Annotated in this window: 29 protein-coding genes and 1 other annotated feature; of the genes, 5 read left to right on the top strand and 24 right to left on the bottom strand. The window is 39.8% G+C overall.

Going from position 1 to position 26,249, the window contains the following annotated elements:
- Genes rsfS through SPD53_RS00645 form a run of 7 tightly spaced genes read right to left on the bottom strand, consistent with a single transcriptional unit; the run spans window position 1 to window position 4,274 of the window.
- Window positions 1–357: a ribosome silencing factor gene (gene rsfS / locus SPD53_RS00675; RefSeq protein WP_156858040.1), complete on the bottom strand. Its 357-nt coding sequence runs from the start codon at window positions 355–357 to the stop codon at window positions 1–3.
- A complete protein-coding gene (yqeK, locus tag SPD53_RS00670) occupies window positions 344–934 on the bottom strand; it encodes a bis(5'-nucleosyl)-tetraphosphatase (symmetrical) YqeK (RefSeq protein ID WP_156858041.1) in 591 nt (196 codons plus the stop codon). The genes rsfS and yqeK overlap by 14 nt, the downstream gene beginning before the upstream one ends.
- Window positions 912–1,502 carry a nicotinate-nucleotide adenylyltransferase gene (locus tag SPD53_RS00665; protein WP_336251362.1) on the bottom strand — a complete coding sequence of 197 codons (591 nt, stop codon included), beginning with the start codon at window positions 1,500–1,502 and terminating at the stop codon, window positions 912–914. The genes yqeK and SPD53_RS00665 overlap by 23 nt, the downstream gene beginning before the upstream one ends.
- Before the next feature lie 5 nt (window positions 1,503–1,507).
- Window positions 1,508–1,798, bottom strand: a complete 291-nt coding sequence (gene yhbY, locus SPD53_RS00660; RefSeq protein WP_156858043.1) for a ribosome assembly RNA-binding protein YhbY — start codon at window positions 1,796–1,798, stop codon at window positions 1,508–1,510.
- Window position 1,799: 1 nt separating this feature from the next.
- A complete protein-coding gene (gene aroE / locus SPD53_RS00655) occupies window positions 1,800–2,642 on the bottom strand; it encodes a shikimate dehydrogenase (RefSeq protein WP_156858044.1) in 843 nt (280 codons plus the stop codon).
- A gap of 12 nt (window positions 2,643–2,654) precedes the next feature.
- Complete coding sequence (gene yqeH / locus SPD53_RS00650) at window positions 2,655–3,755, bottom strand: ribosome biogenesis GTPase YqeH (protein WP_156858045.1); 1,101 nt, start codon at window positions 3,753–3,755, stop codon at window positions 2,655–2,657.
- A complete protein-coding gene (locus tag SPD53_RS00645) occupies window positions 3,756–4,274 on the bottom strand; it encodes a YqeG family HAD IIIA-type phosphatase (protein WP_156858046.1) in 519 nt (172 codons plus the stop codon).
- A 766-nt stretch (window positions 4,275–5,040) separates the two neighbouring features.
- On the opposite strand from SPD53_RS00645, the gene SPD53_RS00640 reads away from it, so the two are divergent.
- The 3 genes from SPD53_RS00640 to sigK all read left to right on the top strand — a co-directional run bounded on the left by SPD53_RS00640 (window position 5,041) and on the right by sigK (window position 6,574).
- On the top strand, window positions 5,041–5,232 hold the full coding sequence (locus SPD53_RS00640; RefSeq protein ID WP_156856243.1) for a hypothetical protein: 192 nt from the start codon (window positions 5,041–5,043) through the stop codon (window positions 5,230–5,232).
- 330 nt (window positions 5,233–5,562) lie between these two features.
- On the top strand, window positions 5,563–5,703 hold the full coding sequence (locus SPD53_RS00635; protein ID WP_156856337.1) for a sporulation histidine kinase inhibitor Sda: 141 nt from the start codon (window positions 5,563–5,565) through the stop codon (window positions 5,701–5,703).
- Window positions 5,704–5,860: 157 nt separating this feature from the next.
- The gene (gene sigK / locus SPD53_RS00630) at window positions 5,861–6,574 is read left to right on the top strand and encodes an RNA polymerase sporulation sigma factor SigK (RefSeq protein WP_156856244.1); all 714 of its coding nucleotides are present in this window, start codon (window positions 5,861–5,863) and stop codon (window positions 6,572–6,574) included.
- Window positions 6,575–6,622: 48 nt separating this feature from the next.
- Here sigK and mtnN read toward each other — a convergent pair whose 3' ends face one another.
- The 17 genes from mtnN to cymR form a co-directional block, all read right to left on the bottom strand.
- Window positions 6,623–7,309, bottom strand: a complete 687-nt coding sequence (gene mtnN / locus SPD53_RS00625) for a 5'-methylthioadenosine/S-adenosylhomocysteine nucleosidase (protein ID WP_156856245.1) — start codon at window positions 7,307–7,309, stop codon at window positions 6,623–6,625.
- Between the two features lie 34 nt (window positions 7,310–7,343).
- Window positions 7,344–8,018, bottom strand: coding sequence for a YrrS family protein (locus tag SPD53_RS00620; RefSeq protein WP_156856246.1), 675 nt, complete (start codon window positions 8,016–8,018; stop codon window positions 7,344–7,346).
- Window positions 8,019–8,366: 348 nt separating this feature from the next.
- Window positions 8,367–8,843, bottom strand: coding sequence for a transcription elongation factor GreA (gene greA / locus SPD53_RS00615; RefSeq protein WP_156856247.1), 477 nt, complete (start codon window positions 8,841–8,843; stop codon window positions 8,367–8,369).
- A gap of 159 nt (window positions 8,844–9,002) precedes the next feature.
- The gene (gene udk, locus SPD53_RS00610; protein ID WP_336251361.1) at window positions 9,003–9,632 is read right to left on the bottom strand and encodes a uridine kinase; all 630 of its coding nucleotides are present in this window, start codon (window positions 9,630–9,632) and stop codon (window positions 9,003–9,005) included.
- Between the two features lie 16 nt (window positions 9,633–9,648).
- Entirely contained in the window at window positions 9,649–10,290 is a 642-nt protein-coding gene (locus SPD53_RS00605; RefSeq protein ID WP_156856338.1) for an O-methyltransferase, read from the bottom strand.
- Window positions 10,291–10,362: 72 nt separating this feature from the next.
- A complete protein-coding gene (gene mltG, locus SPD53_RS00600; RefSeq protein WP_336251360.1) occupies window positions 10,363–11,484 on the bottom strand; it encodes an endolytic transglycosylase MltG in 1,122 nt (373 codons plus the stop codon).
- A 151-nt stretch (window positions 11,485–11,635) separates the two neighbouring features.
- Window positions 11,636–11,926, bottom strand: a complete 291-nt coding sequence (locus tag SPD53_RS00595; protein ID WP_156856250.1) for a DUF1292 domain-containing protein — start codon at window positions 11,924–11,926, stop codon at window positions 11,636–11,638.
- A gap of 14 nt (window positions 11,927–11,940) precedes the next feature.
- Window positions 11,941–12,354, bottom strand: a complete 414-nt coding sequence (ruvX, locus tag SPD53_RS00590; RefSeq protein WP_156856251.1) for a Holliday junction resolvase RuvX — start codon at window positions 12,352–12,354, stop codon at window positions 11,941–11,943.
- Complete coding sequence (locus SPD53_RS00585) at window positions 12,355–12,621, bottom strand: IreB family regulatory phosphoprotein (RefSeq protein WP_156856252.1); 267 nt, start codon at window positions 12,619–12,621, stop codon at window positions 12,355–12,357.
- 83 nt (window positions 12,622–12,704) lie between these two features.
- Entirely contained in the window at window positions 12,705–15,350 is a 2,646-nt protein-coding gene (alaS, locus tag SPD53_RS00580) for an alanine--tRNA ligase (protein WP_336251359.1), read from the bottom strand.
- A gap of 69 nt (window positions 15,351–15,419) precedes the next feature.
- Window positions 15,420–15,622, bottom strand: a binding site (T-box leader).
- A 45-nt stretch (window positions 15,623–15,667) separates the two neighbouring features.
- Window positions 15,668–16,747 (bottom strand): AI-2E family transporter, encoded by a 1,080-nt coding sequence (locus SPD53_RS00575; RefSeq protein ID WP_232334378.1) that lies wholly within the window; start codon window positions 16,745–16,747, stop codon window positions 15,668–15,670.
- A 21-nt stretch (window positions 16,748–16,768) separates the two neighbouring features.
- Window positions 16,769–16,975 (bottom strand): hypothetical protein, encoded by a 207-nt coding sequence (locus tag SPD53_RS00570; RefSeq protein WP_156856255.1) that lies wholly within the window; start codon window positions 16,973–16,975, stop codon window positions 16,769–16,771.
- 67 nt (window positions 16,976–17,042) lie between these two features.
- Window positions 17,043–19,355 (bottom strand): SF1B family DNA helicase RecD2, encoded by a 2,313-nt coding sequence (gene recD2 / locus SPD53_RS00565; RefSeq protein WP_156856256.1) that lies wholly within the window; start codon window positions 19,353–19,355, stop codon window positions 17,043–17,045.
- Window positions 19,356–19,984: 629 nt separating this feature from the next.
- Window positions 19,985–20,647 (bottom strand): tetratricopeptide repeat protein, encoded by a 663-nt coding sequence (locus tag SPD53_RS00560; protein ID WP_156856257.1) that lies wholly within the window; start codon window positions 20,645–20,647, stop codon window positions 19,985–19,987.
- Between the two features lie 15 nt (window positions 20,648–20,662).
- Window positions 20,663–21,775 (bottom strand): tRNA 2-thiouridine(34) synthase MnmA, encoded by a 1,113-nt coding sequence (mnmA, locus tag SPD53_RS00555; RefSeq protein ID WP_156856258.1) that lies wholly within the window; start codon window positions 21,773–21,775, stop codon window positions 20,663–20,665.
- A gap of 14 nt (window positions 21,776–21,789) precedes the next feature.
- A complete protein-coding gene (locus SPD53_RS00550) occupies window positions 21,790–22,932 on the bottom strand; it encodes a cysteine desulfurase family protein (protein ID WP_156856259.1) in 1,143 nt (380 codons plus the stop codon).
- Between the two features lie 23 nt (window positions 22,933–22,955).
- On the bottom strand, window positions 22,956–23,375 hold the full coding sequence (gene cymR / locus SPD53_RS00545; protein WP_156856260.1) for a cysteine metabolism transcriptional regulator CymR: 420 nt from the start codon (window positions 23,373–23,375) through the stop codon (window positions 22,956–22,958).
- An 828-nt stretch (window positions 23,376–24,203) separates the two neighbouring features.
- Between cymR and SPD53_RS00540 the strand changes: the two genes are divergently transcribed.
- Together SPD53_RS00540 and SPD53_RS00535 are read left to right on the top strand one after the other, a co-directional pair.
- Window positions 24,204–25,496 carry a replication-associated recombination protein A gene (locus tag SPD53_RS00540; protein WP_156856261.1) on the top strand — a complete coding sequence of 431 codons (1,293 nt, stop codon included), beginning with the start codon at window positions 24,204–24,206 and terminating at the stop codon, window positions 25,494–25,496.
- A gap of 75 nt (window positions 25,497–25,571) precedes the next feature.
- Window positions 25,572–26,210 (top strand): RsfA family transcriptional regulator, encoded by a 639-nt coding sequence (locus tag SPD53_RS00535; protein ID WP_156856262.1) that lies wholly within the window; start codon window positions 25,572–25,574, stop codon window positions 26,208–26,210.
- The last annotated feature ends 39 nt before the right edge of the window (window positions 26,211–26,249 follow it).

Below are 26,249 nucleotides of genomic sequence, written 5' to 3'. Positions count from 1 at the left end.
TTAACCCTCTTGTCCGATATGAAGCGGAACTTCCGCTGCATCTCCCCATAGCCGCTCTAAATTATAGTAGCTGCGTTCATCTTTATGGAATATGTGACAAACAATATCACCAAGGTCGATCAGTACCCAGCGCGCCTGTTCAAACCCTTCCATTCGATTAACTTCAATATCTTGTTCATCCATTTCATCCTTGATCGCCCGCGCAATCGCCTGTACTTGACGTTCCGTGTTACCGTGACAAATTAGAAAATAATCCGCAACTAAAGATACTTGATTCATATCTAGAGCAATAATATTTTCCGCACGTTTATCATCACAAGCTTCCGCGATCGACTGAACGATTTCATTCATTTCCATTCAATAATCCCTCCGTATGAATTGTTCTTGTTAAATCATTATATGCGTGAAACGAATCCGGGTGGATTGTCACTTTCTTCTGTATCAGATAATTTAACGTATTTCTCGCAACTAACCAGCATGCATAATCTAAACTTTGTTCACTCGCTGCACGAACTTCGTCAATACCTGGTATATCCCTGCCAGGTTCGATATAATCTGCGAGATAGACAATTTTTTCGATATTCGTCATACCAGCTCGGCCTGTCGTATGGTGTGCAATGGCTTGAAGTACATCGGAGTCCGTGATGCCATATTCATTTTCCATTACGTGCGACGCGACAGGTCCATGCCATAATTCCGAGTGGTACGTTAATAAATCGTTAGATAAATGATTATTTACAAGATAGGTTTTCAAATCTTCCACAGGCCAGTTCTTGGCGTAGTCATGGAGTGCTGCTGCAAGCTTTGCCTTTTCGGTAGATTCTTTAAAGCGTTTGGCTAGTACTCCACTCGTTTCAATCACACGTAACGTATGCTCAAATCGTGGAGCTTTTAGTTCTTGTTTTACTAATTCAATTGCTTCCTTCAAATCCATATAACCGCTCTCCTCTAATATAAGCATCTACACGCTCTGGCACGAGATATTTCGCCGATCGGTTATTCTGTAGACGATTGCGAATCTCTGTCGAAGAAATATCAATCAATGGAATATTTACCGTCAATATATTGTAATCTGTTGCTAATTCATAGCCAGAGCGTTTCACACCTACAAATGGCACGAGTTTAATAAGCTCGTCTATACGGTGCCAATTCGGAAGGTATTCCACCATATCAGCCCCGATAAGAAAATAAAATTCATAATCCGGGTACAAGGTGGTTAATTCCTTCATCGTATCAATCGTATATGATTTCCCGGATCGTTTAATTTCGATTGTACTTATTTTAAAATACGGGTTCGTTTCGATTGCCAGTTCAATCATTTTAATGCGGTCATGTACTTCCGTCTTTGCATCATTTTTATGAGGAGGTGTGTAAGTTGGGATAAACCAGATCTCATCCAACTCGAGCGCTAACCGGACTTCTTCGGCAATGATTAAATGGCCTAAGTGCGGCGGGTCGAATGTTCCTCCAAGAATACCAATCCTCATCATGTCACCATCCATCCTTTTTAAGGCAACTCAATTTGTTTATTTTCCACTGATTCCTTATAAAGGATAATATTATTCCCGATGATTTGCACGAGTTCTGCATCCGCCCCTTGAACTAGCTTGTCCGCAACCGTCGCTTTATCTTCGAGACAATTTTGCAGTACACTGACCTTTATTAACTCTCTCTTTTCCAAAACGTCTATAATCTGTTCGATCATATTATCATTTACACCAATTTTTCCAACTTGGAAAATCGGTTTTAAATGATGAGCTTCCGCGCGTAAAAATCTTTTTTGTTTTCCTGTCAACATATTATCTTCCTTCCAATACAGCTAATAGTTCGTATTCCATTTCTTGCACATCTGGGCACATACCTGTCCAGATTTCAAACGCATATTGCGCCTGGTAAAGCAACATCGTATGCCCTAATAATATTCTTGCTCCGAGACGTTCTGCATCTTGCAGAATCTGGGTTTTAAGCGGTTGATAAACGATATCACTCATGATTGTCTCGGGATTCAACCGATTCAATTGGACAATCGGCTTTAAGTCAACACTTTTCATACCAATTGAAGTCGTCTGGATAATCAAGTCATATTCATCTAGATGCCGGCTAGCTTCCTCAATCGTGAAAATTTTTGTCTTAGTATTATCCTTACCCAACTTTGCTATATCTTCCGCTTTTTCCTGTGTACGATTTGCAATATCGATTTGAGCGAAACCAAATTTAGTTAGGGCGTAGTAGATTCCTCGAGCTGCTCCACCTGCACCCAGAATCATTATCTTCCTATTTAAATGCTCGAATAAGTCGGGATAAGCATTTTCAAGTGATCGTACGTAACCAATCCCGTCTGTATTGTAACCCACCCATCTTCCTTTTTCATTTACGACCGTATTAACCGCCTGCATTTCCTTTGCAATATCATCCATGTCATTTAAGTAGGGAATGATTTTCTCTTTATACGGTACGGTAACGTTAAAGCCGTCCAATTGTTTTTCCTTTAACTCCAACACCTTTTCTTTAAAATCATCTTCTGGAGTAATTTCAAATAGACGATATTCCCCTTGTAATTCTGCTTTCTGTAATAATCGCTCATGTATCCATGGTGATAACGAATGCTGAATTGGATACCCGATCAGCCCTAACTTGTACAATGAACCTTCCCCCTATATTAATGAATTTCTAACTCCAGCAGAAACCCCTTTCGGACTGTGAACAACGACGGTCGCTTCTTCCCCACTCACCGTTACCCAACCAAGTCCTGGAAATACGATATCTTTTTTACCTCCTGAAATCTTGAAGGAATGCTCTATGAATGGAGGCAAGAGCTCGATACTTTCTTCTGTCGGCGGTGATAATAATCCACCGAGATGTGATTCATACAATTCATCGGCTTTTTCCAACTTAGTCCGATGAATCTCCAACTCATTTGCGAAATAACAAATAAAAGCAAGTCGTTCACCCTTAACAAAATCCAGTCTTGCCAAACCGCCAAAGAACAGGGTTTGTCCAGAATTTAATTGAAAACCTCGAGACTTAATTTCTTTTCTCGGTGTAACAACTTTTAAGTCTTCTGGGGAAAGATAATGCGCAATCTGCTGTTTATTCACAATACCAGGTGTATCAATCAACGAAGCTGAATCATCTAACGGGATTTGAATAAATCCTAACGTTGTTCCCGGGAAATAAGATGTCGTTATTACATTTTTATGTCCAGTCGACTGTTTAATGAGTGTGTTGATAAATGTTGATTTTCCTACATTCGTCGTTCCGACTACATAAACATCTTGGCCATTTCGTTCATAGTCGATTGCTTCCTTCAGCTCATCAATTCCCGTCCCTTTCACCGAAGATATTAAAAATACATCTTGAACTTTAATACCAGCATCTTTCGCTTCCTTCCTTAACCACTGGATGAGTTTATTTGGATTCGTCGACTTTGGCAATAAATCAAGTTTATTTCCTACTAATATAATCGGATTGTTTCCGGTAATTCTTGGAAGGCTCTCAATGAGACTTCCGTGGACGTCAAATATATCAATCATATGAACGATTAATCCTTCCGACTCGCGGATAGAACTAACCATTTTCAAAAAGTCATCATCTGTCATCGGTACATCCTGTGTTTCATTATAATGTTTCAGTCGAAAGCAGCGCTGGCAAAGCACGACTTCTTTCTCTAGTGCAGCAGCAGGAGCATAGCCGATTTTTTCTTTATCTTCTGTTTGAATTTGCGCTCCGCAACCTTCACAATATATTGTTTCCATTTATTCGTCCTCCCAGCTGATTTTTCCTTTGGAGCGGAAATAGTTTAAAATCATTCTTTCAATTCTCCGATTAAACTGTGTAATCTTCGCATCAGACTGCACAATCGGCACAACTAATATCGTATAGAATCCAGCTGAATTTCCTCCAAGTACATCTGTCAAAAGCTGGTCACCAATCACAACGATTTCATCTTTCTCTAGATTCATTTCCTTTGCGACTCTGTTAAAAGCCCTACGCAATGGTTTCCTTGCGCTATATACGTATGGAGTCCCTAGCGGATCAGAAAACGCTTTGACCCGGTCCAAATTATTATTGGATATGATTGTAACTTTAATATCGTGTTCTTTCATTTGTTCAAACCATTTGACTACCTCAGGAGTTGCATCGCGTACATCCCAGGCAACTAATGTATTATCAAGATCTGTAATGATTCCTTTGATCCCCCGTGTTTTCAATTTTTCCGGTTGGATATCAAAGATACTTTTCACATTTTCATTCGGTAAAAACCTATTAAGCACTTCCTACACCTCATTATTCATCTTTCCGTAGTATTATCTTATCCTATAATAGCTTAATTAGGGTGAAAGATAAACTAACTACTGATGTAAACTTCTATTTAATTCTAATTTCCGCCTTCTTGTTCGGTTAATTGTTCTGATGTGTGATATGCTTTTATAATAAACTAAACCTTCACACACGAAAACCAAAGAAATGATCCTTTTATTCAGCGTAAGTGTCTTTGCTCGTTCCTTTAGTTTAGAACTCTAATCGCCGTTCAGTTGCCCGGTGGACGGATGCTTTCCGCGGGCACAGCCGAAGCCTCCTCGGGCTACCGCCCTGCGGGGTCTCCGGACTCGTGCTATTCCCGCAGGAGTCACCGTCCACCGGGCAACTGAACTGGTAGAGAGGGTTAATATTAACGGAAACTATCCCACTATAATGAGAGTTCTAATTCCCAATTCCTTAAATGAAAAATAGTGTTCCAAATTCGGTCATTGATGGGAGCAGTCCAGACACCTCGAGACTCCTGCGGGAGGATAGGCCTAGGTGAGACCCCGCAGCGGGCTTGCCCGCGAGGAGGCTCACCAGCCGCCCGCGGAAAGCGAGAGGTGTCTGGACTGCGGACCCCGGAAAGAGAGTTGCGGACTTACGCTTAATGAAAGGAATTCGTAGTTTTTGCTGATGATGGTATATATGGTATACCTTGCTGTTTCAGGGTGCGAAGGTTGAGTAGTTAACAAATACTTATCTATTATCTAATTTAAGGAAGAAAGGGGTATTGACTTGGTATTTACTAAAGTTGTCTATGCTGAAGACACGTATACTTTTGAAGAGAAAATAAACGAGGTTATTTCCAATGAGTCCAAAACTGATGTTACGCTAAAAGACATTAAATTCAACTCTGTTTTTCAAGGCGGAGCTCTAGGATCAGATACAATAGCGAATACTGCTATATTAATTTTTGAAAAAGAATGATCACAGTATTTATTTACTAACCCGACGAAAAATCACGTCGGGTTATTTTTTATAAAAAATCTGAAGTATATTCTATTCAGCCAAGCTTTATACCCGTTTTCTTCCGATTTATTTAAAAAATCGTTCGACATAAATTGACAATTCAAAAATTGGGGATAACCTTATTCACTAAAAAAATCCCTTTAATACAACATTTTTATCGGTAAACAGCGAATTATGCACAAGTTATCTACATTTACCTGTAGATAACTTGTGTCTTGTCCTCGTTTTGGAAACATGTTAAATTATTAATTGAACATTCTCATGACGATAATTTTGGGGGATTATAATATGGAAAATTTATCCGATGAACTGCTTGTAGAATCATATATAAAAGCACGTAAGTTAAATCTTAGTCAAGATTTTCTGTCACTGATCAAGAAGGAAATTGATAAGAGAAGTCTTAACAACAAGATAAAACAGTACCGTTAATAGAAAAAATCAGCTAACTCGCCCCTGTTTTTGTCGATTTTTTCCTAAATCAAGAAAACTTTAATGGACATACACTATTTACCCCCATAAATCATACAGTTTACTATAGGCTGTAGCCTAATTGAAAGTGAAGACTTTATTGTGGGGGTGTTTGTCCTTGTCTGGAATTTTATCTGTTCTTGCTGTCATCATGAAGGAAGCAATGTTTTTCGTTTCCTATATAAAGAATCACGCCTTTCCGCAACCGCTCTCTTCCAAGGAGGAGGCAAAATATATAAAAGCAATGCTTGAAGGGGATGGTGAAGCAAGGAACAAATTAATCGAACATAATTTGCGTTTAGTAGCTCATATTGTTAAAAAGTTCGATAATACCGGCGAAGACACGGAAGATTTGATCTCAATTGGAACGATCGGTCTCATTAAAGGAGTAGAAAGCTTTTCAGTAGATAAGGGAACAAAATTAGCCACGTATGCCGCACGTTGTATTGAAAATGAAATCCTCATGCATCTCCGCGCCTTAAAAAAGGTAAAGAAAGACGTCTCTCTCCACGACCCCATCGGTCAGGATAAAGAAGGCAATGAAATCAGTCTGATCGATATTTTAGAGGCTGAAAATGAAAACATCATCGAATATATCCAATTGAACATGGAGATCGATAAGATGCAACATTTCTTCAAAGTTCTCGATGAACGGGAAAAAGAAGTAATCATCTACCGATATGGACTTCACGATAAAAATGAAATGACCCAGCGAGAAATTGCAAAAAAGTTAAACATATCAAGAAGCTACGTTTCCCGCATTGAGAAACGTGCTTTAATGAAGGTTTTCCATGAGTATTACCGACAGGAAAGAAGTAAACAGAACGACTGAAATAAAGACAGAGGAATTCAAAGTGAATTCCTCTATCCGAGTTTGTATCTATACAGTTTTTACAACCTTCATAATTAATTCAGAAGCGTTTTTTGCCGCCGTTTTAAGGAATGCGTCAAAGGAAACAGACGAATCCTTTCCTGCGATATCAGAAAGCGCTCGGATAACGACAAATGGAGTCTCATATTGAGCACATACTTGAGCTATAGCAGCTGCTTCCATTTCAGCGGCAATCATTTCTGGAAACTTAAATCGCGCTGTATTTACTTTGACTTCATCTTCCATAAATGAATCACCAGTAGCTATTAGACCGATTTCAAAGTTTATTCCTAACCCTTTTACCGCATCTGCGGTCAACTGGACAAGACGTTCATCTGCTTTAAATGTAGCAGGTAGACCCGGTACTTGGCCATAAACATAATCAAACGCAGTAACATCTACGTCATGATGTACAACTTCATTAGAAATCACAAGATCCCCCACATTAAGATTATCTGAGAAACCTCCGGCAGAACCGGTATTAATAATGAACTGTGGGTGGAAGCGTTCCATCATAATTGTCGTTCCCATTGCTGCATTCACTTTACCGATTCCAGATTTTAATAACACAATCTCTTTTCCTGCTAATTCCCCTTGGATAAAATGGCAACCAGCAACTGTGATTTCTGTTCGGTTATCCATGTTCTCCAGTAAATAAGCTATTTCTTCATCCATTGCTCCGATGATTCCAATCATGTTGTTACCTCCAGCTTTTTAGTTCAACTTTTCATCATTTCAATGTTTCTAGTTTGGTTGGTTGCCAACCTTCTTCGTCAATCCAAGACATGAAAATACGATATTTTTCAGTTTGAGCACGGTTCGAAACAGTGGCGACCACTTTCTGATCTCCTCCATTTCCAATCCAAACTTCAATTAAATCATCTTCCGGGATGCCAGTTACCTTTGAAGCCGCCCGTTTAATCTCAATTCGGTCAGCTGAGCCATCTTCATAATTAGTTGTATGTGGACCAGTTTGCTCTGTACCAATTGGTGGCCAGTTACCCATAACCGCTTCTGCAACATCATCATCTGATGGCTCTGTTTCTACCGTCTCAATTTCGTCATAATCATCATTTTCCTCTGATTCATTTTCATCAACAGATTCATCTTCTTCATCTTTGTTGCGATCATCTTCATCTACTTCACTGTCGTCACTATCTTCTTTTCCATTCGCTTCTTCATCATCTGGTTTTTCATTTTCATCTTCGGTTTCCAGGAAAAATGAATCTTCTTCACTTGTCGAACCCTCGTTATCATCAGATGCTTTCTTATCATTGCCTCCGAAAATCCAAGCGCCGATTAAAAATAACACCAGGACGGCAGCTATTGTAAGAAAATAATTAATAAATTTGGTGTTTCTCCTACGTTTTTCAAACTTGTCCATACGCGAGTTATTTTTTGTCATCTTTATTTTACCTCCTCGTTCCCGTTTATCACGATGCGATCGTCAGTAAAACTCCCACCGAAAACTTGAGCGTGTACCTAAAAAGTTTCGAGGGATAACGGACGCTAACACCTGATTCGTTCAACTAACAATCATAAAGGATAAATGTCATCTAAGTACGAGACGCTTATCGCAACGTCAGACTCGTACATTCAGTACGTCGAACCCCCAATGATTGAAGTTTGACTTTATAGTATCATACCATAAGATTTATGGGGAGAAAATAAGCTGGACATATCAGAATTGTACCATGACGAAAGATTTAAAAAGCAGCAGAGTCTCCCCCGCTGCTCGTTCTTTAATATTTTATTATTCGACTTTTGTAATGCGAACTTGGAAGTCGCCTCCTGGAGTCGTAACAGTAACTTCCGTACCAACTTCTTGACCGAGCAAGCTTTTGGCAATTGGTGAATCATTAGAAATTTTACCTTCAAATGGGTCAGCTTCAGCGCTTCCCACGATTGTATAAGTTTCCTCATCACCGTCTGGAAGTTCTTGGAAAGTAACAGATTTCCCTAAGGACACGATGTTTGAGTTTGTATCTGTATTTTCAATGATCACTGCATTACGGATCATTTTTTCTAATTGGGTAATTCGTTGTTCAACAAAAGCTTGTTCCTCTTTGGCAGAATCATACTCGGAGTTCTCAGACAAGTCACCGAAATCACGGGCTATTTTAATCCTTTCAACGACTTCTTGTCTTCTATCCGTTTTTAAATAATGTAATTCTTTCTCTAATTTTTCTTTCCCCTCGGCTGTCATATAATAACTTTTCTCTGTAGACATGTAAAACACTCCTTTATATTTTTCCACTTTCATTAAGAATAAATCCTGCACTTGCATTAAATGTATGCGCTTTGACCGCATTTATGAGATGTATGAGAATATGCTATTCACCATCATGGCAGAGTTCTCCTAATTTATCAATATATTTTTACATTGAAATTAGTTTTTGTGTGACAACATTGTTTCTATTTTAGATGCCATGATATCAATTGCTACATGGTTCTGTCCACCTTCCGGGATGATAATATCTGCATAGCGCTTTGTCGGTTCGATAAACTGCTCATGGGATGGTCGTACGTTGCTCAAGTATTGATCGATAACTGAATCCAGACTCCGACCTCTTTCCTTGATATCCCGCATTAATCGGCGTATGATCCTTAAATCTGCATCCGTATCAACAAATACTTTAATATCCATCAATTCACGGAGCTCAGCATCTTCCAGGATAAGAATCCCTTCCACAATAATGACATCTTTTGGTTCTACATGAATCACTTTATCGGAGCGGGTATGCAATTTATAATCATAGACCGGCTTCTCAATCGTCTTTTTCTCCGTCAAGTCTTTAACATGTTGAATCAATAAATCATTATCAAACGCAAATGGATGATCGTAATTCGTATTTAATCTCTCTTCGAATGATAAATGTGCTTGATTTTTATAGTAATAATCTTGTTCAAGGACAAGAATTGATTTATCGGTAAAGCGATCATAGATTGCTCTTGTTACAGATGTTTTTCCGCTTCCACTTCCTCCTGCAACACCGATGACCATTGGTTTATCCAACATTCCATTTGGCCGCCTTTCAATCTTTTTTATAACTTATCATTACACCGTCTCCAATAGGCAAGATCGATGTTATATATTCCGGATGTGCACTTAAGAATTGATTATAAGCACGGATTTTCTTCACCATATTCCGGTACCTTTTTGGTGCTGTCTCCTCGTCTTTCACATAGCCTCGGAATAAGACATTATCCGTAACGAGCCAGCCCCCCTTTTGGAGGAGTGGGTGGGCTAAATCAAAGAAATCCCGATATTTCCCTTTAGCTGCATCAATAAAAATGAAATCAAATGATTCCTTATCCTGCTGTAATTCTTCTAACACCTCGAGCGCATCACCAAAGCGGACATCTACTTGTTCGCTTTTCTGCGATTCTTTTATAAATCGAACAGCTTCCTCGTAACGTTGTTTATCCCTTTCAATCGTTATGATTTCGGCTTCTGGACTTGCTTCAAGCATCCGGATAGCAGAATAACCGATTGCTGTTCCTATTTCTAGAATTCTTTTCGGTTGATGGATCATGATTTGTTTCAGTAAAAAATCAATTGCTGTGCTCTCCATAATCGGCACGTTGTGTAAGTGCGCATATTCTTCAAGCTCTCTCACCTGATCAGTAGCAGGATTGATTAGCTCTTGTAAATAACCCTGAATGTCCTCATTCATCATTTCTACCTCTTTTTTACTAAAAAGTTTTCTTTCGTGAAAAGTAGAAATGTGAATATAGTATTCACATTTCTACTCATCATTCATATTTTTTTTATTTTGATTATGCTCCTCTAACGTTTCTGCAAAGTGAATATTCCCCTCGTGGTCATGAAGGAAATAATAATAATCACTTTCTACCGGATTCAGGACTGCCTCTAACGAACTTTCGGCGAAATTACTGATTGGTCCGACCGGTAACCCTTCCACATAATACGTATTATACGGTGATTCAATTTCCAAATCCTCATATAATACACGGTCTTTATGCTCTTCCTGTGCATAGAGCACTGTCGGGTCAGTTTGAAGCGGCATATCTGCTTCTAAACGGTTATAGAAGACGCCAGCTATTTCATTACGCTGATCGATATGTCCGGTTTCTTTTTCAATAATGGAAGCAAATGTAATAACTTCATGCATCGTCAAATCAAGTTCTTCGATTTCCTCAAAGTGTTGGGATACGATCGCCTGCGTTTGATCCAGCATCATTTCGACAATCGTCTCAATCGAAGGATCTTCCTCATAGAAATCATACGTAATCGCAAATAAATAACCTTCCAGTGGATATCTAATCTCCTCATTTAATATATCGTCGGTAAGGAGAAGTGGATAATCCTTTATTAACTGTTTGATATATTTTTCATCATTCACTTTCTCCAAAAACTCTTCGCTTGTGAATGAGAATTGATCGGCATAGATTTCAGCAATCTGCTCGATGGTGAGCCCTTCAGGAATTGTGACCCGATGCGCTGTTTCCAGGACAATTTTCCCGCTTTTTAGGGATTCGATGATTTCATCCATCGACATCGCTGGGCTGAATGTATAGACACCAGCTTGGAAATCTGATTCATTTTTCAATTTTATGTAGAAACGAAAAATAAGGCCATTTTTTATAATACCATTTTCCTCTAATATCGTCGCTATTGTTGAACTGGTTGAACCAATCGGTATTTCAACTTCGACTTTTTCTTCACTATCTGCTTCTACCGGTTCCAGAGCCGATTTCACATAGAAATAACCAGCCAGTCCACTTATGACTAATATAATGATTAGTACTAGCAAGACGATGGATACTATCTTACGGACCGTGCGCGCTTCTTCCCCACGAGCATTACGGTTTTCTTTGAAGCGCTTGGTGAATTTACCTTTGCTCATGTATTCCTCTCCCTCTTATTCGATATATTATACTATATTATGTAAAATAATAAAGTATAAAGTGAATCCTAATTTCATCCATAACACTATAAAAATTCACTTCACAGGGAAAAGCTGATGTCTCTTGGAGACATCAGCTTTAATAAAAAATTTACTTTTCGTCTTCGTCTTCCTCCGCCAATGTTGCGAGCATCTCTTCAACAATTTCCCATTCCTCATCCGATTCAATCGGAAACAGGGAGAGATCTTCCTCATCATTTTCTTTTTCCTCATAACGGAAAGCATATACTTCGACTTCTTCGTCTTCCGCTTGTTCGACAGGTACAACGGCGATATAAGATTGGTCTGTATCATCGACATCGAATGTAAATAATACCTCGAATAAATGCTCTTCTCCGTTATCATCCGGGATGATAATTCTTTCTTTTTCTTCTAAACTCATGAGGTCACCTCTTTTTATTTTTGATCCAGATAGCCCTGTAATATAAACACTGCAGCCATCTTATCAATTACTTTTTTCCGTTTCTTTCTGCTCATATCTGCTTCCAATAAAACTCGTTCCGCAGCGGCAGTCGTTAAACGTTCGTCCCAAAGAACATAAGGCAATTGGAACGTTTCTCCAAAATGTTCGGCAAAACGCTGGGAAGCTTCTCCCCGCTCTCCGATTGTACCATTCATGTTCTTTGGTAAGCCAATGATAGCTTTCCCTATATCATGTTCGTCTATGATTTTTTTTAATTCATCGTCTGCAGAATGGAGATCAAGCTCATTCCAATGAATCGTTGTTAGCCCTTGTGCTGTCCAGCCCAATGCATCACTGACAGCAACTCCTATTGTTTTCGATCCGACATCTAGTCCAATAATTTTCATTTAGTTGTTTTGATTTTCCTTTAAATAATATTTTACTAATTCTTCAATTACCTCATCGCGTTCCACTTTACGAATTAGGTTTCTCGCATCTTTATGCCTTGGGATATAAGCAGGGTCACCGGATAATAAATAACCTACAATCTGATTAATTGGATTGTATCCTTTTTCCTTTAATGCTTCATGCACAGTAAAAAGGATTGTTTTTATATCGCGATCATACGGCTCCTCTGAAAAATTAAACTTCATTGTTTTATCAATTGAACTCATTGTGACACCTCATTCCAAGTATTCGCGCACGATCCATCTTTATAAAATTCATTATAACCTTTTCCATGGATTGTTACAAATTACTACTGATTGATTGTTTTCTTTACAAAGGCTTGTGCAGATGTGAGGGCGTCTTGAATTTTAGATGGATCACTTCCCCCTGCCTGGGCCATGTCCGGTCGCCCTCCGCCGCCACCACCGCAAATGGTAGCAGCTTCTTTTATTAATTTACCTGCATGTATACCTTTTTCGACAAAGTCTTTGGAAACTCCTGCCGCGAGCTGAACTTTTCCGTTATTTTCTGTTGCCAGTAAAATAACTGCGGAATCCAGCTTTTGTTTCAAATCATCGACCATATTCCGTAACTGGTTCATATCTTTTACATTGACGTGCTCTGCTAGCACCGGGACACCGGCGATATCTTCCACTTTTTCCAAGATAGAAGATGCTTCAATGTTTGCTATTTTTGTACTTAAAGATTCATTTTCCTTTTCCAGGTTACTTACTTCTTGTTGTAATGATTGTACTCTTTCTGTAATTTGCTGATCATCATTTGCCTTCACTAGATTAGATACCTGCTTTAGAATCTTCATTTTCCCGTTTAAAAACTCAAAAGCTTTCTTGCTTGTGACAGCTTCTATCCTTCTCGTTCCAGCGCCGATCCCGCCTTCAGATACGAGTTTAAACAGGCCGATTTCAGAAGTGTTACGTACATGACAGCCGCCACACAACTCGACACTGTAGTCACCGATTTGCACAACACGGACAATATCTCCATATTTTTCCCCGAATAACGCCATTGCTCCTGTTTCTTTCGCTTTTTCAAATTCCTGATAATCAATGGAAAGATCAATGGATTGCCAAATTTTTTCGTTCACAATCGCTTCGATTTTCCGAAGTTCGTCTTCACTGAGTGCGGAAAAATGAGTGAAATCAAAACGCAAACGATCTGGGGTGACGAGTGAACCTGCTTGATTGACATGATTACCTAGCACATCCTTTAATGCTTGGTGCAGTATGTGGGTTGCCGTATGGTTTTTAATAACTGCGTTACGGAAGGCATTTTCGACAATTGCCTGAACTTCATCCCCTTTACTAATTTCCCCGCTTTTCACTATCACTTTATGGATATGGAGTCCTTGTGGTGATTTTTGAACATCTTCTACATAAGCTGACGCATGCTCCGTATAAATCCATCCTTTGTCGCCAACTTGTCCACCACTCTCCGCGTAAAATGGCGTTTCTTTCAAGAAGAGGAATACTTCATCATTTGCTTTTGCCACTTGTGCTTCTTCACCGGCATGGATAATCGCTATAACGGTAGTCTTCGTTTCCAGTTTGTCATATCCGGTAAAGGTGTCTTCCAAATCCAGGCCACTTAATGTCGTGTCTTGTACTTGCATCGAATCGACCTTTTGTCTTGCGTTTCTTGCTCTTTCTTTCTGTTTTTCCATTTCGGTTTCAAAACCGTGCTCATCAATTGTAAATCCATGTTCTTCAACATACTCGGCTGTAAGTTCCTTTGGAAAACCATACGTATCATATAATTTAAATACTTCTTCTCCAGGAAATACTTTATTTCCAGCCTTTTCTTCCCTTTTAATGATTGAAGATAATATCTCTAATCCGTCGTTTAAGGTTTCATGGAATCGTTCTTCTTCAGAACGGATAATTTTTGCGATATGATCTTTCTGTTCGATTACTTGCGGATAAAAGTCCTGCATAATTTCACCGACAACATCGACCAATTCATATAAAAATGGTTTGTCCAAGCCAATATCTTTGGAAAAGCGAATCGCTCGACGAATCAGCCTTCTTAAGACGTAACCCCGCCCTTCATTAGATGGAAGCGCACCATCAGCTATCGCAAAGCTAACCGTACGAATATGGTCGGCGATGACTTTAAAAGCAATTGTTTGTTTATCATTTGCTCCATATTTGACTTGGGCGATTTGCTCTGTCTTTTCAATTATTGGCATAAATAGGTCCGTTTCAAAGTTTGTCGGCACGTCCTGAATAATTGATATGAGACGTTCTAGACCCATTCCAGTATCAATATTCTTCTTTGGTAGCGGAGTGTACGTATCGTCCGCATTATGGTTGAATTGGGAGAATACCAGGTTCCATATTTCAAGATAACGGCTGTTCTCTCCTCCTGGAAATAACTCTGGATCATTCGGATCATTGCCGTACTTCTCGCCACGGTCATAAAAGATTTCCGTATTCGGGCCACTTGGACCTTCCCCAATATCCCAGAAGTTCTCTTCCAGTCGAATGATTCGTTCTGGCGGCAATTTAATTTCGTTAAGCCAAATATCATAAGCCTCATCATCTTCCGGATGAACCGTAACCGATAAGACGTCTGGGTCGAATCCGAGCCATTTATCACTCGTTAAAAATTCCCATGCCCAGTGGATTGCTTCTTTTTTGAAATAATCACCGATGGAAAAATTACCGAGCATTTCAAAGAATGTGTGGTGTCTAGCAGTATAGCCGACATTCTCAATATCGTTCGTTCGGATTGATTTCTGTGCGTTTACGATTCGAGGATTATCCGGGATGACTCTTCCATCAAAGTATTTCTTTAATGTGGCAACCCCGCTGTTGATCCATAAAAGACTCGGATCGTCTTTCGGAACAAGCGATGCGCTTGGCTCTACTGTATGACCTTTTTCTTTAAAGAAATCAAGAAACAGTTGTCTAACTTCAGCTGAATTAAATTTTTTCATCTTTTATTATCCTCCTTGTATTTGAAGTTGGGGCCATTTTTCAACATAAAAAAATCTCCTCTCTGCTTATGCAGGGACGAGATTGTTCGCGGTACCACCCTATTTGTGAATTGTTGCCTATTCACCTCTTATGCATGTTAACGGTTTGATACCGACGGGGATTAGCCGCACTCAAGTGTAGCATTCCATGATTCGATGTGAGGATTTTCTCAGCTTAAAAATCCCTTTCTGTCACACGAGCTTCATGTACTCGGCACTTTCATCATTTTTAAATCTTCATTTAGCGTTAGTATAGATAAATATTAACCGCTTGTCAATCAGTTATCACCAGGTAAAAGATACGGTAAGTGTTTAACAACGACTTTTAAAATAGCAACTAATGGCACAGCGATAATCATTCCAATAATTCCAAATAACTGTCCGCCTAACAATAATGCAAATATAATCATCACCGGGTGAATTCGAATATTCTTTCCCATAATAAATGGCGAAAGGAAATTCCCATCTATCATCTGGACAACAAATATTGCAATAATTACATAAAGAGCAAGAAGCGGTGAAGTAGTATAAGCAATCATTACGGCTGGTACCGCACCGATTATCGGACCGAAATAAGGGATAATATTGGTGAGTCCGATTACGATTGCAAGTAAAAGCGCATAAGGTACTTGTAAAAATTTAAAAGCAAGGAATGTAAGCAATGTCACAAACAAGCTGACAAAAAACAAGCCTCGCAAATACCCACCAAGACCTTCATCGATTTTCTCGACCATCAGTTGCATCCTTGAATGGAGCCGAGGCGGGATAAACCTCTTTAGAAATTGTTTCAGCAGATGGTAATCCTTTATATAATAAAAGACGAGGACGGGAATAACGGTGACCATTAGAATCATATCAATTAGATGAGTAAACCCGTCGACTAAGCGGGATACGAGATGATCCGACAGATTTTCCAGCCGAATAATGACTTCATCAATCTTGTCATGGAAGGTCTCCGGCAGGAAGGATGTAGAGGTGTAAAGATGATTAATCGATGATTCATACATATTCACAAACTGCGGAATATTTTCAATTAAATCGTTCATTTGCTGAATAACGATCGGATAAACGCGATAAAATAAAAAAGCAATCCCACCGAAAAACAGTATATAAATTATCATCACGGCTAGCCCCTTATGAATCTGTTGCCGGTCTAGAAATTCTATAATCGGATACAGTAAATAAGCGATAAATCCCGCAATGATAAACGGTAAAAAAAGTTTCCACAAAAAGGAAAAAACCTCCCTGAAATAGGGTAAGGTAATCCATAACAAAAATGAAAATATTAAAATCAGGATTCCTATTAAAAAGAAATATAATAGTTTTTTTCTATTCCACCATTCAAGCAACTGCAACACCTCGTGCTATGTTTGCTCTCGTCACGACAGTAACTTATCTTCCGTAATTGTTCTCTCTTCTTCTGAAAACAAATCATTAAGCGGGCTTACACTACCGTCGACTTCGATTTGGTGAATATGAAATTTATCCTTTTTGACTACTAGTTCCAAATAACAAGACCAGCAATAATATAATTGGATCCCTATTTTTCCAAGATTTTTCCCTTTACAATTTGGACATTGCATCATTTCATCATCTCCTAGCTATAATTTCTATTTATAGCCTAACCGAAAGAGAAAATGAATATACTTCTATTTACATAAAATCATAAGGATTCAGTTCTTTTTCTTCATCTGAGATAGAATTTGGCAGTTCTTGTTCTTCCTCTAGCCTGCTCTCTAGCCGTTCAATTAAGGATGTGTAGCGCTGATTCGTGTCCATCGTCGTAACTCCCCGCAAGAATGCTGACATATCCCCACAAATAATAAGGGATTCTTTACTTCTTGTTATCGCTGTATATAATAAATTTTTCCGAAGCATCCGATGGTACGATGAAATGACTGGTAAAATGATAATCGGAAACTCACTACCTTGAGATTTATGGATGGAGATACAATAAGCATGCATGAAATTCCCGAAATCCTGCCGCTCATAGACAATTTCTTTTTCTTCAAAAGCTATGACAATTTGTTCTTTCTTCTCTTTATTTTCTTTTGCGAAAAAGATCGCGACAATCTCTCCAATATCTCCGTTGAATACACCGTCTTCCGGTTGGTTGACTAATTGGATTACCCTATCCCCTACTCGGTAACTTACATCCATTACTTTCATTTCCCGTGTTTTATCTGTCTTCGGGTTTAGAAGTTGTTGGATTTCCTCATTGATGCGATTAATTCCAGCCTCCGTTTTATAAATAGGGGCAAGTACTTGAATAGCATTTGTATCGATTCCTTTTTCCAGCGCATGCTTGAAGATAATCGTAATTGCTTCTACAATTTGTCGATTACTTGCCGGGATGAAACTGAAATCATTCGCTTTTTGAAGCGATGCATCTGTTATCTCGTTATTTTTTATTTCATGGGCAAGTTCAATAATCTTAGAACCTTCTTTTTGCCGGTATACTTCATGCAGTCTCACAATCGGTATTTTACCACTGGAAAGCAAATCAGAAAGTACTTGGCCAGGACCGACAGATGGTAACTGATCTTCGTCCCCAACTAACAGCACTTGCATATCATCTGGAATTGCTTTAAACAAATGATTGGCAAGCCAAGTATCGACCATCGAAAATTCATCAACAATTAGAAATTTCCCTGATAGGCGTTCTTGTTCATTTTTTTCAAAGCCATCTTTCCCGTCCCAACCAAGCAACCGGTGGATGGTCGAGGATGGTAGGCCAGTAGACTCTTTTAATCGTTTAGCAGCCCGGCCAGTCGGAGCTGTAAGCACAAATGGAAAATCTGATTTTTTCTCATAATCATCAATATTAAGGGAATGATCATGAATCGTTGCATAAGCCTTCACAATTCCTTTAATTACCGTTGTTTTCCCTGTGCCAGGCCCGCCAGTTAGAATCATTACCTTTGATTGTAATGCTTTTTCGATTGCATCAAATTGTTCCTTCCCGTAGCTTAGAATTTCTTCTTCTTCAATTTCCCCAGTTATCTTCATTAATTCAGCTAACGTTGTTTCACTTTCAATTTTTTTATTCATAATTCTACTAATATGGGCGGCAAAACCGTCTTCCGCATAGTATAAAGAAGGCAGATAAATATTTCCTTCACTAATAATAATTTTCTTCTCGGTATTCAATTGCTCCAACCGTTCCTGAATGATCTGTTCAGTCAGTTCGAAGCCTAGTACTTGAATCATTTCTCGCACACATTGGTCATATGGTAAGAAGACATGGCCATCTTGAATACTTTTTTGCAGTACAAAAATACAGCCCGCGCCAATCCGGTTCGGGTGGTCCATAGATAGTCCGTTCATTCGTGCAATCTGGTCAGCTGACTGGAAACCGAAGCCTTCAATGTCAAAAACAAATTGATATGGATCATCATATAACTTATGAATAGCTTCTTCCTTATATCGCTGATAAATTCGCTGGGCCATTTTAAGACTGATCTGGTAGCTCGAAAGCGTGATTGCAACCCGTTCAAAGCCTTGATGTTCTTCTAAACTTTTATGTAATTGTTCTCTTGTTTGTTTTTTAAGACCCGGAATTCCGTCCAAGCATTCCGGGTCTTCTAAAATATGGGAGATGGCATTCATTCCTAATTTATCAACAATCCGAGTAGCTGTTTTTTCACCAATTGCATAAAACAAGTCACTGGACAAATAAGAAATCAAGCCTTCCTTCGTATCAGGGATATAGGTTTGATAGGATTCGACGCGGTACTGGATACCGAACTTTTGATGATGTTCAAAGACACCGTGAAAATAATAAGAATGCTCTTCTGTCAAATGAGAGAAGTAACCTTTAGCAACAATCTCTTTCTCTTCATAATCTTCGTTCGTATCCTCTATTTTAACTTTTATGATTGCAAAATTCTCATCTTCATTGTGAAAAATTGTATAAAGAAGTCTGCCGCGAATATATCCTCTTTCATTTCGTTGCTTATCTTCCATACTTAAACACGCTCGTTTCGTTCTTTATTGACTCAACTTTCGCCGCCTGAAACAGTTAGCTAAACCTTAAAAATTCAAGAAAACCCGCAATCCACTCACCAAGAATCTGCATATTACTTTCATTCAGCGTAAGTACAGCTTTCTCCTGGAGGTCCGCAGTCCAGACACCTCTCGCTTTCCGCGGGCGGCTGGTAAGCCTCCTCGCAGGCAAGCCTGCTGCGGGGTCTCACCAAGCCTATCCTCCCGCAGGAGTCTCGAGGTGTCTGGACTGCTCCGAGGAAAGGCGTGATTTGGATTACCGTTTAATATTCCAGAAGTATAATCCTTATAACGGAATAATTTCTTTTTAAAATAATCCTTTAGACCAGTTCAGTTGCCCGGCGGACGGTGACTCCAACGGGAAAAGCACGAGTCCGAGGAGGCTGAGGCCGTGCCCGTGGAAAGCATCCGTCCGCCGGGCAACTGAACGGCGATTAGAGTTCTAAACTAAAGGAACGAACAAAGACACTTACGCTGAATGAATGCAGAAGTTCATCTATCTGTTAAAAATCATGTCTAGTCATATTCATCGCTGACTATCCGTGCTTGATAAGATTGAACTGCTTTGATTTTTTACGTGCTAATGTTGATTATTGATTTTCCAAAAACTGTTCCACTTGTTTCTTTCCGTTCGCAGCTAAATAATGGTCCGGTTGCTCTTCTAGCGCTTGATTGAAATGCTTGAGGGCTTGTTCGGCATCTTCGTTGAATACGGCGATGACACCTAAATTATAATGGGCATCGCTATGCGCCTCATCCATTTTAATCACTTCTTGGAAGACAGTCTTCGCCTCATCGACAAGTTCCGCTTGGGCGAGCGAAAGACCGTATTGGAAACGGTAATTAATTTCATCCTCAGCCAGCTCCGTCGCTCGTAATAAATAAGGTAATGCTAATTTAAATTGTTCCTGGTACTGTAAAGAAAGACCGATTAAATAATATAAATGAGCATCCTCGAGTCCTTTATCAAGTGCTTGCTGAAAATAGTTGTTCGCTTTCTCAAATTGTTCCTGTTCAAAATATAGATTGCCTAGTCCATAATAAGCAGTGGCAGCTGTGTCGTCCAAACGGATTGCTTTCAAAAAGAACCGCTCCGCCCGTTCCGCTTCCTGAAGTTCTACTAAGAGATTTCCAAAATTAATATAGCCCAATGGTTCATTTGGGTTCTCCTCAATCAATTCATTAAATAACTTTGCAGCTTCTTCATATTTCCCTTCCTGCATCATCTGGATTGCTTCTCTATTCTTATCCATGAATAATCCCCTAACTCAACCTACATAATCAAGATGTTGTTCATTTTTAATTACTTTATCAATCGTTCCTCCACCAAGACATACTTCACCGTCATAAAATACAACTGCCTGGCCTGGTGTAATTGCTCGCTGTGGTTCTGCAAATTCAACATGGACTTTTCCGTCCTCAAGTATGGTGACATTAACCTTGCTATCTTTTTGGCGATATCTAAACTTGGCAGTACAGGAAAACGAACTCTTAATTTCTTCCGGATTGATCCAATTCAGATCAGTTGCGATTAATGAATCCGAATATAAATATTCATTTCCATAGCTTTGTTCTACATATAAAACATTTTCTTCCAAGTTTTTGCCGACAACAAACCACGGCTCCCCTGGCCCACCGATTCCAAGTCCTTGCCGTTGTCCAATCGTATAGTACATCAATCCATCATGTATACCCATCACTTCACCAGTAAGAGTTTGCATTTCACCAGGTTGTGCCGGCAAATATTCACTTAAGAATTCTTTGAAGTTTCGCTCCCCAATAAAGCAAATTCCGGTAGAATCCTTCTTCGTAGCTGTTGCGAGATTATGCTGAAGAGCAATCTCGCGTACTTTTGACTTCTGTAAATGCCCTAATGGGAACATTACTTTCGCTAAAACGTCACTAGATAGCTGGTTCAGGAAATACGTCTGATCTTTATTCTCATCCACTCCACGTAGCAACTCAACTTTCCCATTATCGCGTCTTACTTGTGCGTAATGTCCAGTTGCAAGATAGTCTGCACCTAGGGACACTGCATGGTCGAGGAATGCTTTAAACTTAATTTCTTTGTTACACATGACATCAGGGTTCGGGGTACGTCCTGCTTTGTATTCATCAAGGAAATAGGTGAATACTTTATCCCAGTATTCCTTCTCAAAGTTGACAGAGTAGTAAGGAATATCTAACTGATTACATACGCGAACGACATCATCGAAATCTTCAGTTGCTGTGCAGACACCAAATTCATCGGTATCATCCCAATTTTTCATAAAAATCCCGACAACGTCATAGCCTTGCTCTTTCAGAAGCAGAGCAGCAACCGATGAATCAACACCACCGCTCATACCGATTACGACACGTGTGTTTTTATTTTCATTCATTTTAATCACTTTCCTTATTTTGTTAACCGTTTAATTATTTTCGCAACCCGCTTTGCTGCTTCGATTACATTTTCCTCTGTATTCGCACTTCCGAAACTGAAACGGATCGAGTTTGTTGTGCATGGATTATCGTCTCCAAACATTGCACTCAATACGTGGGATGGTTCCACGCTTCCAGCTGTACAAGCACTTCCGCTTGAGGCAGCAATTCCTTCCAAATCTAAATTTGTCAGTACTTGTTCCACGTTTGTACCAGGGAAACTAATATTGACAATCGTGCTGATTGCATGTTCCTGATCCCCATTCAAGGAGAAATCAATTCCTTCAGATTTAAGCTGTTCAATAAATTGTGCTTTATACTGCTCGTAGGCAAGGTTCCTTGCTTCACGCTCATCAATGTTCAGTTGAACAGCTTCTTTAAAGCCGACGATGGCAGCAACGTTTTCTGTACCTGCCCGCCGTTTTCTCTCCTGTTCCCCGCCGAACATCAAGTTTTGCATCATAACCGAATCACGTGCATAGAGAAAACCAATTCCTTTTGGACCATTAATCTTATGAGCGGAAGTGGTTAGTAAATCGATACCTAACTCATTCACATCAAGTTCTAATAAGCCATACGCCTGAACAGCATCCGTATGGAAATAAGTGTGATGTTCTTTTAACACTGCACCAATTTCCTTAATCGGCTGAATCACTCCAGTTTCATTGTTCACAAACATAATGGAAACAAGTATTGTATCTTCTCGTAATGCTGCCTCCACTGCTTCAGGAGAAATACGGCCAGACTCATCTGTCGGTAGATAGGTTATCTCAAATCCGAGGGTTTCCAAATATTCTGCGGTATGAAGAACGGCATGATGTTCTTGCGCTGTTGTTATAATATGGTTGCCTTTTTCCCGGTTGGCAAGGGCTGTTCCAATCAACGCTAGATTATCCGCTTCCGTGCCACCACTTGTAAAGTAAATTTCCTTTTCGTTGGCACCGATACTAGAAGCTATGAGTCGTCTTGCTTCATCTAATTGTTTCCTTGCTTTTCTTCCTTGTGAGTGAACACTTGAAGGGTTCCCATAAGTTTCTTGATAGATTGCTGTCATTGCTTCTGCAACCTTCTTATCCATCGGTGTAGTTGCGGCATGGTCTAAATATATTGCTTCCATGGTGTGAATACCTTTCCTTCCTGTTAGATGTAAAACATATAGGCTTCTTCTTTATTATTATCACCAGCATCCGCTAAATCTTTTAGAGTTGTATGATCTAGCACTCCGCGGATGGCATCGCGGATTCTCAGCCATAATGCTTGTTGGGCAGGCTTCTCTTCTTCTATTCCTTCAACGAGTGTGATTGGACCTTCAAGCACCCGAATTACGTCTCCCGCAGTAATTTCTGTCGGTTCTTTTGCAAGTTTGTAGCCTCCGTAGGCTCCTCTTACACTTCTAACTAGTCCTGCATTCCGAAGAGGTGCTGCCAACTGCTCCAAATAATGCTCAGATAAATTATTTTCCTGAGCGATCGATTTCAATGATTTGGGACCTTGCCCATATTCCTTTGCAAGTTCTATCATAATTGTAAGTCCATATCTTCCTTTTGTTGTTACTTTCATTTTAACTTTGCACCTCTTTACATTAAATCATTACTATACGTAATAAATTTTCTATTGTCTATCAATTAGCTTTAATTCAGGTCATACATATTATACTATTTGCTATTATAACATGAACCGTCTCTCTCTTGCATTTCTCTAATTTCAAGTCTAAGCTTTATATATAGCGCAACTTCGATACTTAAAAACAGGAAACAAAATCATCCTCATCCGGCGCTCAGTGACTATAAAGTATATACCTAGACATCATCATTTTAATAAATTTTTCAAAATGAATTGGTAATCACCTTCATACAGCGTAAGTGCAACTTTTACCTGGAGGTCCGCAGTCCAGACACCTCTCGCTTTCCGCGGGCGGCTGGTGAGCCTCCTCGCAGGCAAGCCTGCTGCGGGGTCTCACCAAGCCTATCCTCCCGCAGGAGTCTCGAGGTGTCTGGACTGCTCCGAGGGAAAGCCCAATTTAGATCACTCTTTATTATTCCACAGATATTATTTCTATCGTGACATGGGGCTAGAATAAATGCTTTCAATAATAATCATCTTACCAGTTCAGTTGCCCGGTGGACGGTGACTCCTGCGGGAAAAGCACGAGTCTGGAGACCCCGCAGGGCGGTAGCCCGAGGAGGCTCCAGCTGTGCCCGCGGAAAGCATCCGTCCACCGGGCAACTGAACGGCGATTAGAGCGCCTTAATTAGTGAAAGAGCAGACACTTACGCTGTATGAAAGCAATCAGTAGTTTCTTTCGGTTACTTTTAAGGGAGAATTATTAGGATAGCTAACAAATTGATATATCATAAAAAGAATAACGACTAATAAAGGACGGTAGTTATGAAACAACAACCATTAGCACTACGAATGCGACCAACTCATATCAATGAAGTTATTGGCCAGGAACATCTAGTTGGAGAAGGGAAGTTAATCCAACGTATGGTAACAGCGAATATGCTTGCATCCATGATTCTGTTCGGCCCACCAGGTACTGGGAAAACTTCTACTGCGTTTGCCATCGCCAAAACAGCAGGCCTTCAAGTGAGATTATTGAATGCAGTGACACATAAAAAGAAAGATATGGAAATCGTTGTTGAAGAGGCAAAGTTAAGTGGAAATCTTGTACTTATTTTGGATGAAGTCCACCGTTTAGATAAAGCGAAACAGGACTTTCTCCTCCCTCACCTTGAAACAAATCTCATTACGATGATTGGTTGTACAACAAGCAATCCCTATCATTCCATCAACCCGGCTATCCGAAGTAGATGTCATTTATTCGAACTCGAATCCCTGGAACCTGAACATGTAAAAACAGCATTACTTCGGGCAATCGAGGACAAAGAACGTGGATTAGGTGAGATGGACATTGAAATGACTCCGGAAGCGCTCGATCATTTTGCTCAAAGCTCCAACGGGGATATGCGCGCAGCCTTGAATGGTCTAGAACTTGCGGCAATGTCAACTCCACCAAATGCGGATGATGTAATTGTCATTGAACTGGAAGCTGCGGAAGAATGTATGCAGAAGAAAAGTTTTTCCCATGATAAGGGAGGGGATGCGCATTATGATGTGCTCTCAGCATTCCAGAAATCGATCCGCGGGAGCGATGTGAACGCTTCTCTTCATTATTTAGCTAGATTAATTGAAGCAGGCGACTTGGATAGTATCACAAGAAGAATGCTTGTTATCGCGTATGAAGACATTGGGTTAGCTAATCCACAAGCAGGACCACGTGCACTTGCCGCTGTACAGACCGCGGAAAGAATCGGGTTTCCGGAAGCAAGGATTCCATTAGCTGTTGCAATTGTAGAACTTGCCCTCTCTCCTAAATCCAATACAGCCTACAAAGCTCTCGACGGCGCTCTCGCTGACGTGCGTAGTGGGAAAAGCGGTGACATTCCCTCACACCTAAAAGATAGTCATTATAAAGGTGCAAAAGATTTAGGCAGAGGAATCGAATATAAGTATCCGCATAATTATGACGGGGCATGGGTCGCGCAACAATATTTACCGGACCGGATTAAAAACAAGAGATATTATGAGCCTAAAGATACTGGTAAATTTGAGAAAGCAATGAAACATGTCTATGAAAAAATCGAACGTGAAATGAGTTTTCCAAAGAATGACGTATAAATCTTTTTTCTTGAGGCAATAATAACTAGCAACATGATAATCTATTGTTTTGCCTAGAAAAAGGAGTTGGATAAAATGGCCAAAGTGAGACAAGACGCCTGGTCCCATGAGGATGATCTATTGCTGGCAGAAACCGTGTTGCGGCATATTAGGGAAGGAAGTACACAACTGAATGCGTTTGAAGAAGTTGGGGATAAATTAAACCGGACTTCTGCTGCCTGTGGATTCAGATGGAATGCTGAAGTTCGTAATAAATATATCAATGCGATTGATTTAGCAAAACGGCAACGGAAAGAACTAAAACGAAAGCAAGCAAAACAAAATTTCTCACCTGCTCCGAAACAACCAAATCAAAGCAGGGAAATAGTAGCTGACAGAAAAGTTACGGAAGACATTACATTTGATATGGTTCTCACATTCTTGAATGAAGTAAAACAGGACTACTATGTTTCTAACCAGTCAAAAGCGACAACAGAAGCAGCATTAGCAGAAAACGAACAATTAAAAGATGAAATTACGAAGCTTGAGAAGCAATTGAAACAGACGGAAAAACAACTGGAAACAATCCAGGATGATTACCAGACGTTTATTCAGATCATGGACCGGGCGAGAAGAATGACCGTTTTAAAAGATGAACGATCCTTCACCTCCCCGAGTTTCCGAATGGATAAGAATGGAAACCTTGAACAACTAGCTAACCCTTCATCAAACTAAAACCAAAAGCGTAACGGCTATGACCGTTACGCTTTTTAT

This window comes from Oceanobacillus sp. MO10714A (assembly GCF_037072045.1).
Lineage (GTDB): Bacteria > Bacillota > Bacilli > Bacillales > Amphibacillaceae > Oceanobacillus > Oceanobacillus indicireducens.
The sequence above is the reverse complement of the archived record's forward strand: the minus strand, read 5'-3'. Positions and strand labels throughout refer to the sequence as shown.

What these genes read in the sequence shown, in the direction of transcription:
- rsfS (WP_156858040.1), bottom strand. Translation starts at nt 357, where the DNA reads ATGGAAATGAATGAAATCGTTCAGTCGATCGCGGAAGCTTGTGATGAT.
- yqeK (WP_156858041.1), bottom strand. Translation starts at nt 934, where the DNA reads ATGGATTTGAAGGAAGCAATTGAATTAGTAAAACAAGAACTAAAAGCT.
- SPD53_RS00665 (WP_336251362.1), bottom strand. Translation starts at nt 1,502, where the DNA reads ATGGATGGTGACATGATGAGGATTGGTATTCTTGGAGGAACATTCGAC.
- yhbY (WP_156858043.1), bottom strand. Translation starts at nt 1,798, where the DNA reads ATGTTGACAGGAAAACAAAAAAGATTTTTACGCGCGGAAGCTCATCAT.
- yqeH (WP_156858045.1), bottom strand. Translation starts at nt 3,755, where the DNA reads ATGGAAACAATATATTGTGAAGGTTGCGGAGCGCAAATTCAAACAGAA.
- SPD53_RS00635 (WP_156856337.1), top strand. Translation starts at nt 5,563, where the DNA reads ATGGAAAATTTATCCGATGAACTGCTTGTAGAATCATATATAAAAGCA.
- mtnN (WP_156856245.1), bottom strand. Translation starts at nt 7,309, where the DNA reads ATGATTGGAATCATCGGAGCAATGGATGAAGAAATAGCTTATTTACTG.
- SPD53_RS00620 (WP_156856246.1), bottom strand. Translation starts at nt 8,018, where the DNA reads ATGACAAAAAATAACTCGCGTATGGACAAGTTTGAAAAACGTAGGAGA.
- greA (WP_156856247.1), bottom strand. Translation starts at nt 8,843, where the DNA reads ATGTCTACAGAGAAAAGTTATTATATGACAGCCGAGGGGAAAGAAAAA.
- udk (WP_336251361.1), bottom strand. Translation starts at nt 9,632, where the DNA reads ATGTTGGATAAACCAATGGTCATCGGTGTTGCAGGAGGAAGTGGAAGC.
- SPD53_RS00605 (WP_156856338.1), bottom strand. Translation starts at nt 10,290, where the DNA reads ATGAATGAGGACATTCAGGGTTATTTACAAGAGCTAATCAATCCTGCT.
- mltG (WP_336251360.1), bottom strand. Translation starts at nt 11,484, where the DNA reads ATGAGCAAAGGTAAATTCACCAAGCGCTTCAAAGAAAACCGTAATGCT.
- SPD53_RS00595 (WP_156856250.1), bottom strand. Translation starts at nt 11,926, where the DNA reads ATGAGTTTAGAAGAAAAAGAAAGAATTATCATCCCGGATGATAACGGA.
- ruvX (WP_156856251.1), bottom strand. Translation starts at nt 12,354, where the DNA reads ATGAAAATTATTGGACTAGATGTCGGATCGAAAACAATAGGAGTTGCT.
- SPD53_RS00585 (WP_156856252.1), bottom strand. Translation starts at nt 12,621, where the DNA reads ATGAGTTCAATTGATAAAACAATGAAGTTTAATTTTTCAGAGGAGCCG.
- alaS (WP_336251359.1), bottom strand. Translation starts at nt 15,350, where the DNA reads ATGAAAAAATTTAATTCAGCTGAAGTTAGACAACTGTTTCTTGATTTC.
- SPD53_RS00570 (WP_156856255.1), bottom strand. Translation starts at nt 16,975, where the DNA reads ATGATGCAATGTCCAAATTGTAAAGGGAAAAATCTTGGAAAAATAGGG.
- recD2 (WP_156856256.1), bottom strand. Translation starts at nt 19,355, where the DNA reads ATGGAAGATAAGCAACGAAATGAAAGAGGATATATTCGCGGCAGACTT.
- SPD53_RS00560 (WP_156856257.1), bottom strand. Translation starts at nt 20,647, where the DNA reads ATGGATAAGAATAGAGAAGCAATCCAGATGATGCAGGAAGGGAAATAT.
- mnmA (WP_156856258.1), bottom strand. Translation starts at nt 21,775, where the DNA reads ATGAATGAAAATAAAAACACACGTGTCGTAATCGGTATGAGCGGTGGT.
- SPD53_RS00550 (WP_156856259.1), bottom strand. Translation starts at nt 22,932, where the DNA reads ATGGAAGCAATATATTTAGACCATGCCGCAACTACACCGATGGATAAG.
- cymR (WP_156856260.1), bottom strand. Translation starts at nt 23,375, where the DNA reads ATGAAAGTAACAACAAAAGGAAGATATGGACTTACAATTATGATAGAA.
- SPD53_RS00540 (WP_156856261.1), top strand. Translation starts at nt 24,204, where the DNA reads ATGAAACAACAACCATTAGCACTACGAATGCGACCAACTCATATCAAT.
- SPD53_RS00535 (WP_156856262.1), top strand. Translation starts at nt 25,572, where the DNA reads ATGGCCAAAGTGAGACAAGACGCCTGGTCCCATGAGGATGATCTATTG.